The sequence below is a fragment of the Rhodanobacter sp. L36 genome (genome assembly GCF_009765755.1).
Taxonomy (GTDB): Bacteria; Pseudomonadota; Gammaproteobacteria; order Xanthomonadales; family Rhodanobacteraceae; genus Rhodanobacter.
Genome location: NZ_LMUV01000002.1, coordinates 754,858 through 769,378, shown reverse-complemented (window position 1 = coordinate 769,378; position 14,521 = coordinate 754,858). Strand labels below are relative to the sequence as shown.

The 14,521-nt window shown below is 62.3% G+C and carries 10 protein-coding genes; 8 read left to right on the top strand and 2 right to left on the bottom strand.

The genetic code is table 11. The features are described from left to right. Nucleotides 1-2 precede the first annotated feature (2 nt). The 4 genes from GSQ73_RS03255 (at nt 3) to GSQ73_RS03240 (ending at nt 3,822) form a co-directional block, all read left to right on the top strand. On the top strand, nt 3-428 hold the full coding sequence (locus GSQ73_RS03255) for a TIGR01244 family sulfur transferase (protein WP_158880940.1): 426 nt from the start codon (nt 3-5) through the stop codon (nt 426-428). A 43-nt stretch (nt 429-471) separates the two neighbouring features. Next, on the top strand, nt 472-1,251 hold the full coding sequence (locus GSQ73_RS03250; protein ID WP_174236045.1) for a sulfite exporter TauE/SafE family protein: 780 nt from the start codon (nt 472-474) through the stop codon (nt 1,249-1,251). Then, nucleotides 1,248-2,120, top strand: a complete 873-nt coding sequence (locus GSQ73_RS03245) for an EamA family transporter (RefSeq protein ID WP_158880938.1) — start codon at nt 1,248-1,250, stop codon at nt 2,118-2,120. Before GSQ73_RS03250 ends, GSQ73_RS03245 begins: the two co-directional genes overlap by 4 nt. Nucleotides 2,121-2,220: 100 nt before the next feature. Next, entirely contained in the window at nt 2,221-3,822 is a 1,602-nt protein-coding gene (locus tag GSQ73_RS03240) for a peptidase S10 (RefSeq protein WP_158880936.1), read from the top strand. Between the two features lie 19 nt (nt 3,823-3,841). Here GSQ73_RS03240 and GSQ73_RS03235 read toward each other — a convergent pair whose 3' ends face one another. After that, a complete protein-coding gene (locus GSQ73_RS03235; RefSeq protein WP_158880934.1) occupies nt 3,842-4,894 on the bottom strand; it encodes a LacI family DNA-binding transcriptional regulator in 1,053 nt (350 codons plus the stop codon). Nucleotides 4,895-5,008: 114 nt separating this feature from the next. Then, on the bottom strand, nt 5,009-6,295 hold the full coding sequence (locus GSQ73_RS03230) for a sugar MFS transporter (RefSeq protein WP_158880932.1): 1,287 nt from the start codon (nt 6,293-6,295) through the stop codon (nt 5,009-5,011). Between the two features lie 432 nt (nt 6,296-6,727). Here GSQ73_RS03230 and glk point away from each other — a divergent pair, with 432 nt between their 5' ends. The 4 genes from glk (at nt 6,728) to GSQ73_RS03210 (ending at nt 14,489) form a co-directional block, all read left to right on the top strand. Next, a complete protein-coding gene (glk, locus tag GSQ73_RS03225) occupies nt 6,728-7,801 on the top strand; it encodes a glucokinase (RefSeq protein WP_158880930.1) in 1,074 nt (357 codons plus the stop codon). Between the two features lie 103 nt (nt 7,802-7,904). Next, entirely contained in the window at nt 7,905-10,835 is a 2,931-nt protein-coding gene (locus tag GSQ73_RS03220) for a TonB-dependent receptor (protein WP_158880928.1), read from the top strand. A gap of 253 nt (nt 10,836-11,088) precedes the next feature. Then, a complete protein-coding gene (locus tag GSQ73_RS03215) occupies nt 11,089-12,120 on the top strand; it encodes a cupin-like domain-containing protein (RefSeq protein ID WP_158880926.1) in 1,032 nt (343 codons plus the stop codon). Between the two features lie 71 nt (nt 12,121-12,191). Then, on the top strand, nt 12,192-14,489 hold the full coding sequence (locus GSQ73_RS03210) for a family 20 glycosylhydrolase (RefSeq protein WP_158880924.1): 2,298 nt from the start codon (nt 12,192-12,194) through the stop codon (nt 14,487-14,489). Nucleotides 14,490-14,521 lie beyond the last annotated feature (32 nt).

The following is a 14,521-nucleotide window of genomic DNA, read 5'->3' as shown; positions in this document are numbered from 1 at the left end:
GCATGCAGTTGAAGCCGCTCACCGGCACGCTCAGCGTCGCGCCGCAGATCGCCGCGGACGATCTCGCCGCACTGGCTGCTCTCGGTTTTCGCAGCATCGTCAACAATCGTCCCGATGGCGAAGCGGCTGACCAACCGGCGCACGCTTTGATCGCCGAAGAGGCAACGCGTCTCGGCCTTGCATGCCGTCACGTGCCGGTGATTCCGGGGCTACTGCAGGATGCCGACGTGACATCGTTCGCGGCGGCGCTCGATGACATGCCAACGCCGATGCTCGCGTTCTGTCGCACCGGTACGCGCTCCACGATGTTGTGGGCCTTGGTTGCCGCACGAACCCGGCCGGTGGACGACGTGGTGCGCATGGCGGCCGATGCAGGCTACGACCTCGAACCAATGCGCACACGACTGCAACAGGCAGCGACGCCTTGATCGATCGATTCACATCGCGCCGCGACAACGGCATCGCGCATTGATGCTGTCTCCGCACACCTTGTCCGCGCTGCTCGCCATCGCGTGCGGTTCGCTGGTCGGGTTTTCGCTCGCGCTGATCGGTGGCGGCGGCTCGATACTCGCCGTGCCGTTGCTGCTGTACGTGGTCGGCGTGCGTGACCCGCACCTGGCGATTGGCACCAGCGCGGTCGCGGTCGCGGTGAATGCATTCGCCAACCTGATCCCACACGCGCGTGCGGGCCACGTGCGCTGGAAAGCGGCTTTCACGTTCGCAGCCGCCGGCGTCGTCGGTGCGTTCTGTGGGTCGACTGTCGGCAAGCTGGTCGATGGTCATCGGCTGCTGGTGTTGTTCGCCGTGCTGATGCTGGTGGTCGCTGCGTTGATGTTGCGTGGACGGCGCGGCGGTGGCGTGAACGCTTACCCGCACGCGCACATGTTTCCGCGCCTGGGCGCCGTCGGTTTCGCTGCGGGCGGGTTATCCGGTTTCTTCGGCATCGGTGGCGGTTTTCTGATCGTGCCGGGCCTGATGTTCGCCAGCGGCATGGAAATCATCGCGGCGATCGGCACGTCGCTGTTTTCGGTCGGCGCGTTCGCCACCACCACGGCAGTCAATTACGCGGCATCGGGATTGATCGACTGGCCGGTCGCGGCGGAGTTCATCGGCGGCGGCATTCTCGGTGGCTGGCTGGGCGCGATGGGCGCGCATCGATTGGCAAAAACACGTGGCACGTTGCACGTGCTGTTTGCGCTGGCGATCATCGCAGTCGCCGTGTTCATGCTGTTCGAGAATCTGCGCCGATGATCTACGTTTTTCTCAGCGTGGTATGCAGCGTGCTGGTGTCGGTGCTGCTGAAAGTGGCACGTCGCAGCGACATCGATGTAGGCCAGGCGGTGGCGTGGAATTACGTGGTGGCAGGCGTGCTCACCGCGTCGATTCTGCAACCATCGCTGGCGACGTTGCGCGTGCCGGGTGCGCCGTGGCTTTCACTGGTGGGACTGGGGATTCTGTTGCCGACGATCTTTCTTGCGCTGGGTGCATCGGTACGGCATGCGGGCATCGTGCGCAGCGACGCGGCGCAACGATTGTCGCTAATGATTTCCCTGCTGGCAGCCTTCGTGTTGTTCGGCGAAAAACTCACGCTTTTGAACGGCATTGGCATTGCACTCGGTTTACTCGCACTGCTGTGCATGGTGTGGCGCGGTCGTCCGATCGATTCGGGCGAAGGCCAGACGAGTGAAGCTCGGGCGAGCTGGTTGTATCCGCTGCTCGTGCTGTCCGGTTTCGGCGTGATCGATATTCTGTTCAAGCGCGTGGCGCTGGCCGGCGTGCCGCTGGGCGCGTCGTTGCAGGCGATGTTTACGTTGTCGTTGCCGATCGCCTTTGGGTGGCAACTATGGCGACGCGTGCACGAGGGCGTTCGCTTTACCGCACGCAGCGCACTCGGTGGCGTTGCGCTCGGCCTGGCGAATTTCGGCAACATCCTTTTCTATCTGCGCGGACATCGGGCGCTGCCGCAACACCCTGCACTGGTCTTTACCAGCGTGAGTATCGGCGTCGTGGCACTCGGTGCGTTGGTCGGCACGCTGGTATTTCGTGAGCGGCTCAGTGCGTTGAACTTCGGTGGCGTGGCGCTGGCTTTGGCCGCGATCGTGTTGATCGCGGCTACGTAGATATGCTCGGTGTGACTTTCGGTAGATGAAAGCGGTGCCGATCGGTGCCTAAGCTGCGATCTGCGGGCGCATTGGCGGCGCCGTCACCCAGGATTTATCCATGCACAAACTTTCTCTCGCCGCTGCACTCGCCGCGTTGCTGTTCGGCAGCGTTGCTGTCGCTGCCGACAAGCATGACGACAAGGCAAAAAGTGACGACAAGCCGGATGCGTCGCTGGTGCAGCCGCAGACCTCGAGCAGCGATGGATCAGTGTCGGTCGGCGGTCATCGCGTCGACTACAAGGCGATGGCCGGCACGTTGATACTGCACGGCAGCGGCGACAAGGAAGACGAGCCACAGGTCAGCATGTTCTATGCCGCGTATTTCAAGAAAGGCGTGCCGGCCGGCAAGCGCCCGATCACTTTCATCTACAACGGCGGGCCCGGTTCGGCCACGGTGTGGCTGCACATGGGCGCATTCGGTCCGCGCCGCGTCGTCACGTCGGACGACAGCCACACGCCGGCCGCGCCGTACGGCCTGGTCAACAACGATTACAGCCTGCTCGATGTCTCCGACGTGGTGTTCATCGATGCGCCGGGCGCGGGCTTCAGCCGACTGATCGCCAGCGACGACGACAAGGGCAAGCGCGACGAGCAGATGAAGGATCGCCGCAAGGCGATCTTCGGGGTCGATGGCGACGGCCACGCCTTCGCGCAATTCATTACGCAGTTCCTGTCGAAATACCAGCGCTGGAACTCGCCCAAATACCTGTTCGGCGAAAGCTACGGCACGACGCGATCGGCGGTGCTCGCAAACATTCTGGAGAACGAGGACAGCGTCGATCTCAACGGCGTGATCCTGCTGTCGCAGATCCTCAATTTCGACACCAGCATCGACGGCCCGGAGTTCAATCCCGGCGTCGATCTGCCGTACGAGCTGGCGTTGCCGACGTTTGCCGCCACGGCGTTCTATCACCACAAATTGCCGCAAGCGCCCGCATCACTGGAACCGTTTCTCGACGAAGTAAAGCAGTACGCGTTGGGCGATTACGCGCAGGCATTGATGGTCGGCTCGCGGCTCGGTGACGCGCAAAGACAGGCGGTTGCGGAGAAACTGCATCAGTACACCGGCCTGCCGGTCGCGTATTTGTTGAAAGCCAACCTGCGCGTCAGCGGCGGCATGTTCGAGCAGCAATTGCAGGCCGATGGCGACAACACGACCGGCCGCCTGGACAGCCGTTTTTCCGGTCCGGCGATCGATCCACTGAACAAGTCATCCGATTACGATCCGCAATCTTCGGCGATCAGCTCGGCGTATGTCGCAGCGTTCAACGACTATGTGCGGCGCGACCTCAAATTCGGCGAAGGTCGTCAGTATCGGTTGTATGCCGACATCGATCATTGGGATTTCTCACACAAGGCGCCCGGCGTGCAGGGCGAGGCGTTGCAGTCATCGACCAACGTGATGCCCGATCTCGCCACCGCGATGAAGACCAACCCGAATCTCAAGGTCTACTTGAATGGTGGTTACTACGACCTGGCCACGCCGTTCTTCGCCGCCGACTACGAGATGCATCACCTGCCGATACCGACCAGCCTCGAAGGCAATATCAGTTATTCGTGGTATCCGTCGGGACACATGGTGTACGCGCATGAGGCGTCGCTGAAACAGCTGCATGACAACGTCGCGCACTTCATCGAGCAGACCGACAACGTCAAATGATGTTCGGCGCGGTTTCGACTCAGCGCGATTTCGGCAGCGACGTCTGTCGCGGTGCGGTTGAACCGCGCACCACGAGTTCCGGGCTGAAACCTTCGTTGATGCTGATCACCGCTTCGCCATTCGCGTCGCGTTGCAGATCGGTGATCAAACGCTGCGCCGCATGTCGCGCGATTTCCTCGGTGGCCTGGCGTGCGGTGGTCAACGCGGGCCAGGATTGCTTGGAGAACGGGCTGTCTTCGAAACCGGCGATCGACAACTCATAAGGCACGTTGATGCCATCCGAATGCGCGGCCGCCAGGACGCCAGCGGCAATCTCGTCGTTGGAGCCGAAGATCGCCGTGGGTCGATCCTTCAGCGCGAGCAACTTGCGTGCGCCGCGAAAGCCATCGTCGAAAGTGTAGTCGCCCGGCAGGACCAGCTTGCGATCGAGCGCGATGCCGTAATCCTTCAACGCATCCTCGTAACCCTGGTAGCGCTCGGGGCTCGAACGATGATCCTGACCGCCCCACAGAAAACCAATGCGCGAATGACCGAGCTGGATCAGGTGTTCGGTGATTGCATACGCGGCATCGCGATCGTCGACGTAGACGCACGGATAGCCGTCCTGCGGATCCTTGCGCGCGGAAATGATCCGCATGAAGGGAATTTTCGCGTCGCTCAGCGTCTGGATGAGTTCGGCCTGTTCCGACATCGGCGGCGCCAGCACGAGGCCGGCAAGGCGCGAGCGCCGCACCAGTTCGCACAGTTCAGTGGCCAGTGTCGGCGACGACGAATCGCACGGATGAATCTGCAAACCGAAACCGCTGGTGCGGCACACCGACAACACGCCACGCTGCATGTTGATCACGTAGTGCGCGTTCGGGTTGTCGTACACGAGGCCCAACGCATAGGCGCGCGTACTGCGCAGGCTGCGTGCGGAAGGGTCGGGCTGGTAACCGAGCGCATCGATTTCGCGCTGCACCTTCTCGCGCGTGCGGGCGTGCACGGAAGGCTCGTTGTTGATCACGCGGGAGACCGTCTTCAGCGAAACGCCGGCTCTCTCCGCGACATCCTTGATGGTGGTACTGCGCAACAGCCCGGCCTTATGCGTCGTGATGGGGAATATCGATTTGCGTGGCGGCAACCGCGCGTGGTGCGCGATCGCCGCCGCATCGTAGCGTATGGCTCATGGCCGGCGCGAACCGGATCAGCGCGCGACGCCCTGGCCGACCCGGTGGCCGGCCATGCCGTAGTAGAGGATATACAGGTAGCACGGCACCATCAGGACGAGAAACGCCAGCTGGAAATCGATGTGCACCTTCAGGTGCACAAACACCTGCGGGATCAGCGCACCACCCACGATGCCCATGATCAGCAGCGCCGATCCAACCTCGGTATGACTGCCGAGACCCTTGATCGCCAGCGGGAAGATCGCTGGCCACATCATGGCGTTGGCGAAACCAAGCGCGGCGACGAAAGCCACCGATACGCCGCCATGCGTCAGGTAAGCGCCGATCGCGAGCAGCACGCCGAGCACGGCCGAGGCGGCGAGATAGCGCTGCTGTGTAATCACGCGCGGGATCAGCGCCGAACCCACCAGGTAACCCACCAGCATCGCCACCATCGTGTAGAAAGTGAAATGCGAGGTGACTTCCAATCGCAAGCCGAAACCCTGGCCGTAGGTGTTGATAGCGTCGCCCGCCATGACTTCCACACCGACGTAAACGAACAGGCAAAGCACGCCCAGCCACAGGTGCGGAAAACTGAAGATGCTGCTCTTGGCGTGGCCAACCGAACTTTCACTGTTGGCGCCGGCCGGTTTGATTTCCGGCAACGAGGAGAACGAGATGACGATCGCGATCACTACGAGCAAACCCGCGACGGCCATGTAGGGCCAGAACACGCGTGCGGCGAAATCGTTGAGCAGTGTTTCGCGCTCCGGTCCGGTGGGCATTGCGGTGACCCGATTCAGAAACGCATCGACGCCCTTCATCACCAGCGCGCCGAACGCGAGCGGAGCGAGTGCGCCTGCCACTTTGTTGCAGATGCCCATGATGCCGATGCGCCGCGCCGCGCTTTCGATCGGGCCGACGACGCTGATGTACGGATTGGACGCGGTCTGCAACAACGACAGCCCCGCGCCGATGACGAACAGTCCCGACAGCGCGCCGGGATAGATGCGGATGCGCACGAACTCGCCGAACAGCGCCGCGCCGATGGCCATGACAAACAGGCCGAGCACCATGCCTTTTTTCATGCCGGTGCGCTTGAGCACGGCGCCGGCGGGCAGCGCGAGCACGAAGTAGGAAATGTAGAACGCAGCCGGCACCAGGAACGCGTTGATGTCATCGAGCGTGAAAGCCACTTTGACGAACGAGATCAGCGGCCCGTTGAGCCAGGTGAAAAACCCCATGATGAAAAACAGCACGCCGATGATGATCATCGGCCCGATGTTCGTGCGCGCGGACGGCGGCGCCGTCATCGTTGTGGCCATGCTCTTGCTCTCCCCGGAATGCAGCGTCGCCACCGGCCGAATGACCGGGACAACCGAATGTCTCTTTATTCGCCAAAAAGTGCAACGTTGTCAATTTGAATCTCGGCCCAGTCGCTTGCATGACCGCTTGGACTGGCCTCGAATGTCCTATCGGCCACAACTGTTGCGGCGCTGCCGCACGCACGTGACGAGCATGTGTGGTCTGGCACATGCGAAGCCACAGCAAGCCGTTCAGTGAAATTGGTCCGGTGCGATGGAAAACTTCCACGACAGCTATGGCGCGCCGCCACATCGATTCTTCGAACGCTTGTCGACTGCCCTATTGACAACGTTGTCATTGCGAATCCAGACTCCGCCGGAATCGAGGTGAATCATCCGGCCATCGATCTTTTCAGGGTCGAGTGTTTGGCGATGCTGCCAAAGGGGGTACGAGTGGGGGAAGTTGCCAACCAGCGTCATGCAGCGAATCCGTCGGCGACGTCGATCGCCAACGCGTCGCGCACGGGCCAGCCATTCCTGGCGGCCGATGTCGGCGGCACGCATGCACGCATTGGCCTGGTGATTCGCAACGACGACGGCGCACGACCTGTCAGTGTCTTGCACTACCACCGCTACAGCTGCGCCGACTGGTCCAGCCTCACGGAGATGCTGCAGGATTTCGTCGCGCAACTCGCAGGCACGCCGCACGCGATGGCACAACAAGGCATTGAACGCTGCGCGATTGCTTGCGCGGGCTACGTGCTCGACGACGCCATCGTCAACGACAACCTGCCGTGGAACGTGTCGATCCGCGAGATCCGCGAGAGCCTCGGCATCAAGCGGCTCGATGTGATCAACGATTTCGAGGCGCTGGCTTTCGCCACGCAATTCGTCGAAGCCGGCGAAGTGCGCTTCATCATCGAGAACGCGCAGCCTGCATCCGCAGGCCCGGTGCTGGTGATGGGCCCGGGCACCGGCCTGGGCTCGGCAGTGTTGTTGCCGGGTCATCCGCATGCGCAGGTACTGGCCACCGAAGCAGGACAGATTTCACTGGCGCCAGGTACCGAACGCGAAATAGAAATCCTGCGCGTGCTGGCGCGCGATCGCGCGTACGTATCGTTCGAGGATGCACTTTCCGGTCCCGGCTTGCGCAAGGTCTATCGCGCGCTGTGCGAGCTGCGCAAAAGCACGCCGAAATTGTTGACGCCGGCAGAGATCACCGGTGCCGCGCTCGCCGGCAGCGACGCCGCCGCAGTGGAAACGCTGGAAGTCTTCTGCGGCCTGCTCGGCAGCTTCGTCGGCGATCTGGTGTTGCTTTACGGCGCGCGCGGCGGCGCCTATCTCGCCGGCGGCATCCTGCCGCAGATCCATACGTTCCTGCTCGCGAGCACGTTCAAGGAACGCTTCTTCAACAAGGGCGTCATGCGCGCGTATCTGCAGCAGATTCCCGTACGACTGATCGAGCACGGCCAGCTTGGTGTCATTGGTGCCGCAGGCTGGTTTCTGGATGAAGGGCACGGAGAGTGAGATGACCAAAGTTCAGTAACGAGGCACCAAGCCAGCCATCACAACAGTCCACGACCGCGTCATGCGGTTTTGATTCGAGCCAGCCTCTGAGGGGAGGAACACCATGAATTACCGCAAGACACTACTTGCCGCGAGCATCGTCACCAGCCTGTGTATGTCCGGTGCGATCAGCGCCCAGGACAGTACTCAGCCCACCAGTCAGACGCAGCAGAATGACGGCAAGCCCAAGACCAAGGACGCGACGACGCTTAATACCGTCACCGTCCACGGCATCCGCGAAAGTCAGCAGCTGTCGCTCGACACCAAGCAGTCATCCGTCTCGCACATCGAGGTGGTTTCCGCCGAAGACATCGGCAAGCTGCCAGCCAAGAACGTGGCCGATACCATCGCGCAGCTGCCGGGTGTGAATATCTCCGACGCGGCCGGCGCCGAAGGTGGCTTCGACGAAGCCGATCGCGCCAGCATTCGCGGCAGTGCGCCCTCGCTCACCCTGACCACGCTCAACGGTCATACGGTCGCCTCGGGCGACTGGTTCATCACCGGTGGCGGCGGCAGCCGCAGCGTCAGCTACGCCATGTTCCCATCGGAAATCGTGAGCCAGGTCGTGGTGCACAAGGGTTCCGAAGCCAGCTTGCTGGAAGGCGGCGCTGCGGGCTCGATCGACATCATCACGCGCAAGCCGCTGGAATTCGCCAAGCCTTTTTCGGCTGAAGCCAGCGTGGGCGGCGTGTATTCCGACCTGCCGAAGGACGCCAAGCCGCAGTTCAACGGGCTGGTCAACTGGAAGAACAGCGACAGTACCTTCGGCGTGATGCTGCAGGGGTTCTACGAAGAACGCAGCCTGCAGCGCGATGGCCAGGAAATGCTTGGCTATTCGTACATCCCGACCGGTTCGGCCGTAGCCACGCAGCTGGGCCTCGGCCCGGCCCGGCCCGGCAGCGCCAGCACCGGCGTGTTCTACCCCAACCTGCCCGGCGCGGCGCTGTTCACCCAGGAGCGCAAGCGCAAGGGTGCATCGATTGACCTCGAGTGGAAGGCGCTGGACAACCTGACGTTCAACCTTGATGGCTTCTATTCCAAGATGGACGCCACCGACTACAACCGCAACTACATGCTGCGCCTGCGTGACAAGCTGCCGGGCGACGTGCTCACCAGCTACACCCGGGACGGCAACGTGCTGACCAGCGCGACAGAGGCAGCACAGCCCGGCGTGTCGCAGGGCATCTACGACATGATCTCGCGTCCGGGCGAGAGCGAGTCCAGCGCGTACGTCACGCTGGACGCGGACTGGAAAGCCACCCAGAACCTCGACTTCAAGTTTCAGGGCGGCTACACCCGCGGCACCGGCAACACGCCGACCCAGGACGTCATGGAGATGGACACCGGCTACGGCCAGGGCGCCAGCTATTCGATGAATGGTCTGGGTAAGCCGCTGAACTGGACGCTGGGCGGCAACAACAGCGTCTACAACCCCGCCACCGTCGGCCTCGACTGGATCTTCGGTGACCAGGGCGTCCACGTGATCGACAAGGAACACTGGTTCCAGGCCGACGGCGAGTTCGATTTCGATGATGCCGGCCCGCTGTCCTCGCTGCAGTTCGGCGGACGCTATGCCAAGCACACGCACGACAGCCCGACGGCTGTGGCGCAGGGTCCGAACTTTGCCACCGACATCTCGACTGCTCCGAACGCCACCATCTGGCCCACCAGCAGCAACAACTATCCCGGTGGCTTCGCCGGCGACCTCAACGTGGGCCAGATGCCGGGCGGTATCTGGTACTGGACGCCTGCCCAGCTGGCACAGTTGAACGACAAGTATGCGAACCGGGTGGTAACCAACGATCCGGGTACCTCGCGTTTCTATCCGAATGACATTTATGCCATGTCGGAGAAGAACGACGCCCTCTACATGCAGGTGAATTTTGCCGGTGATCGCTGGAGCGGCAACGCCGGCCTGCGCTATATCAGCACCACCGAGGACATCGGCTATACCGCGCCATCGCAACAGGAAGCCAAGACGGCCCCGGGCACGCCGCCTTCGGCGTTCTATCCGGGCGGCTGGTACTGGAACTACTACAACCATCACTACGGCAAGGTGCTGCCGAGCTTCAACCTCAAGTTCAACTTGAACGATGACGGCAGCCTGATCTCGCGCTTCGCCGCCTCGCAGACGCTCACCCGTCAGGACTATGGTCAGCTGGCCGGCTTCCTGTCTCTGAGCGACCCGCAGTCGGCCGGTGGCGTGGGCTCCGGCACCGGTCCGAATCCGCGCCTGAAGCCGATTCTCTCGACCAACTTCGACGCGTCGCTGGAGTGGTACTACTCCGAGCGTGGCCTGTTGTCGGCCAGCGTCTACGCGATGGATCTGAACAACTACTACGACTACGGCACCACCACGGGGACGTATCTCAACAGCTACCTGACCGAGAACGGCAACAAGGACAACCCCAATCACACGCCGGTCTACAACAGCTACCTCGTCAGCATTCCGGTCAACGTCAACGGCAACCTGAAAGGCGTGGAGTTGAACTGGGTGCAGCCGATCGGCGAGCACTTCGGCACGTCGGTCAACTACACCTACAGCAACGGCCACTCGCAAGGCGGCACGTACCTCTACAACGCCGATGGCACGCAGGGCTCGCAGCAGTCCGCAGGCAATCGTCCGCTGTTCGGTACCTCGAGGAACACGGCCAACGTGTCGGCGTTCTACGAAGACAAGCAGTGGAACGCACGCATCAATTACACGTACCGCTCCTCGTTCTACGACGGCATGATGCCGGTGACCACCGGCGGACTCGGCAACACCATGCCGCTGCTGCCTTACTACCAGGCAGGCGCAGGCTACCTGTCGCTCTCGCTCGGCTACACGGTCAACGAGCATTTGAGCTTCTCGTTCGACGCGATGAACCTCAACAACCCGACGCTGCGCTACTACGTCTCCGGTTCACAGGCCGGCCTCGGTTTCGGCAAGGTGCCGGAAGCGTTCTACACGAACGGTCGCCAGTACTACCTGACCGCGAACTTCAAGTTCTGAGTCATGCTCTCCCCAAGGACCTGGCATCTTGCCAGGTCCGTTTTTTTCCGGTGGAAAGTGCCGGAAATAACGTGGGGATGTCGCACGGCTTGCTATCCACTGCGATGTCGGCTCCGCCGACATCGCAGTTTTTGCTTGAATGCCCGCAAGCGCTGTCTGATGGAAGCGGATTGGCGCACCATCGGCAACGGGTCGACGCAGCGAACGTGCCATTCATTGCCGTGCGGCCGTGGACAGAAGCGGAGAAAAGATCATGAGTGAACCAGCCGGCGCAACGTCCGCGCCTGCCGCGATCGAGGAATACCGTCCCGCCGATGGACGTCCATTCAGTCTGAATGACGTGGTCGGTCATGATCGACCGCTCGTGATTCGTGGCCTTGTGCGCGACTGGCCGATCGTGAAACTGGGTATGGAATCGGATACGGCTTTTGCGCAACGCCTGGCGCAGCTGGACAACGGCACCGACGTCAGCACGCTGATGGTGGACTCAAGCGCCGACGGCATCATCGGCTACGCACCCGAGCTCGACGGTTTCAGCTACCAGCATTTCAAGGTACCGGTAACGCTGGGCCTGCAACGGCTGGCCAAGTACAGCCGACTCGACAACGCGCGCGGCGTGGTGATCCAGAGCGCGCGCATCCGCGAATGCCTGCCGGGATTCCTTGCAGAAAACGAATTGTCGTTGCTGCCCGGCGTGGAGCCGCGCATATGGATTGGCAACCGCGTCACCACGCCCACGCATTTCGATTCCATGCACAACATTGCCTGCGTGGTGTGTGGATCGCGGCGCTTCACGTTGTTTCCGCCGGAGCAATTGCAGAACCTCTACATCGGTCCACTCGATTACGCGCCGACCGGTGCGGCAATCAGCATGGCACGGCTCGATCAGCCGGACGATCCGCGCTATCCACGCCTGCGTAGGGCGCTTGCGGCCGCGCAAGTTGCCGAGCTGCATCCGGGCGATGCGCTCTACATGCCACCGCTGTGGTGGCACAACGTCGAGTCACTCGGGCCACTCAATGCGCTGGTGAATTACTGGTGGAGTCCGGTGGATGTCGACGGCTATCACACCGGTCATGCCAAGGCCGCGCTATATCACTGCCTGCTCGCGTTTCGTGCGCTGCCGCCGGCGGAGCGCGCTCATTGGCGCAACCTGATGGACTACTACGCGTTCGGCGACGACGAGTCGCTCGCGCACATTCCCGAACAACGCCGCGGCGTGCTCGGTCCGTTGACCGCGGAACTCGTCGAACAGCTCAAGCAGGGCGCGCGGAACCACCTATGACATCGCGTTCGCCAGAGATGATCGCGTGATCGAACCCTTTTTTCCAACGCATACTTCAATCCGGAGTCTTCATGAAATTTGCCGGTATCGCTTTCAGCATGCTCGCCCTGGCGGGCGCGGCTCATGCAGCCACGCCACCGCTGTTGCCGATGCCGGCGCAGATCCAGTTCGCCACTGGCAGTTTGTCAGTCGCCGACGGCGCGTCGATCGTGATTCCCGCGCACGATGCCGCCACGCGAGACACCGCTCAATATCTCGTCGATTTGCTGGCTCGCACGCGTGGGCTGCATCTGAAAATCAAGACGGGCCCGGCGTCGCGCGGCGCCATCGTGCTGTCGCGTGAGGCCGATGCGCCGGTTGCGCAAATGGAAGGCTATACGCTGGACGTCACGCCTGCCGGCATCCGCATCAACGCACGCGACGCCGCCGGTCTTTTCTATGGCGCCATCACGTTGTCGCAGTTGCTGACGCCGGATGCGAAACACGGCGCGGTGTCGTTGGCCGCGATGCACATCAGCGACCAGCCACGATTCGCCTGGCGTGGATTGATGCTCGATTCCGCGCGGCATTTCCAGTCGGTGGCCGACGTCGAGCGACTGCTCGACCAGATGGCGCAGCACAAGCTCAACGTGTTTCATTGGCATCTCACCGACGACCAGGGCTGGCGCATCCAGATCAAGCGCTACCCGGAACTCACGCGCATCGGTGCGTGGCGCACGCTGCCCGGCGCGGGGCGCGATGGCGAGCCGATGCGCTACGGCGGTTTCTACACGCAGGACGACATTCGCAAGGTGGTCGCCTTTGCCAGCGTGCGGCACATCACGGTGGTGCCCGAGCTCGACATGCCCGGCCACGCGCAGGCCGCGGTCGCTTCGTATCCCCAGCTCGGTGTCACCGGCAAGCGTCCGCCGGTGTCGGTCGACTGGGGCGTGAATCCGTATCTCTACAACGTGGACGATGCCACGCTCGTTTTCATCCACAACGTGCTCGATGAAGTAATGGCGCTGTTTCCGTCGCACGACATCCACGTCGGCGGCGACGAGGCGGTCAAGGATCAATGGCAGGCGTCCGCAACGGTGCAGGCAAAAATGCATGCGCTCGGCATCCACGACGAGGACGCGATGCAGGGCTGGCTGATCGATCGCATCGGCGAATATCTGGCGAAGCATGGGCGACGACTGGTCGGCTGGGATGAAATTCTCGAAGGCGGCCATGTGCAGCCCGATGCCATCGTGATGTCGTGGCGCGGCACCAAGGGCGCCATCGATGCGGCGAAGAGCGGTCACGACGTCGTGCTGTCGCCCGCGCCGACTTTGTATTTCGATCAGTTGCAAAGTGCACGTCTGGACGAAACCACCGGACGCATGCCGGTGCAGGATCTCGCCAGCATCTATGCATTCGATCCCGTGCCGAAGGAGCTCGATGCGGCCCAGTCGAAACACGTGCTCGGTGCACAGGCCAACGTGTGGACCGAACACATGCCGAGCATGCAGCATGTCGAACACGCCGTGTTTCCGCGCATCGACGCACTGAGCGAAGTCGACTGGTCGCCGGCGTCCACGCATGACTGGAAGAATTTCCTGTCGCGCCTGCCGACGCAGCTCGCACGCTATCGTGCACAGGGCATCGGCTATGCCGATAGCGCGTTCGCCGTCGACATCGCGATGGATGCGATTGTCGGACAGGCAAGTGATGACACGCACGTGACCTTGTCGAATCTCGCCGACTTGGGTGCGATCCACTACACCACTGATGGCAGTACGCCAACGTTGCACTCGCCGTTGTACAAGGCCCCTTTCGACACGCACATGCCGACGACCGTGCGTGCGGCAAGCTTTACTGAAGATGGCGATGCGCTGGCCGCGCCGCGTACACGCCTGCTGGATCGCGCAAGCCTGCTCGACTTCGACGGCAACGCGCTGGCCAATTGCCCGGACAGCAGTTTCCGCATCCGCGTGCAGCCGACGCCGGATGCCACCAGCATGTCGCCGGTGTACAGCATCGACCTGTTCGACACCTGCCAGATGCTGCCATCGACGCGCATGGATGGATTGCAGGCGATCCATTTCGACGTCGCAAGGCTGGAACGCAATTACGCTTTGGCGCACGAGCAGGTGAAGGTCATCGCGCATCCGCACGCCACGCCTTACGGCGAAATCGTCGTGCACGACATGCAGTGCAACGGCGCGGTGCTCGCCACGCTGCCGTTGCCCGATCCGCAGCACAGCGCACGTCGCTTCCGTCTCGATGCGTCGCTGCCCAAGCTCACCGGTGATCACGCGCTATGTCTGCAATTCACCGCGCCGATCGACGGCCCGCTGTATGCAACGGGTCACGTCACGCTGGTGCCGGCGAAGGGCCAGCCGTGAATGCGCCGTGCGATTTTGTTCGTGCGATGCGT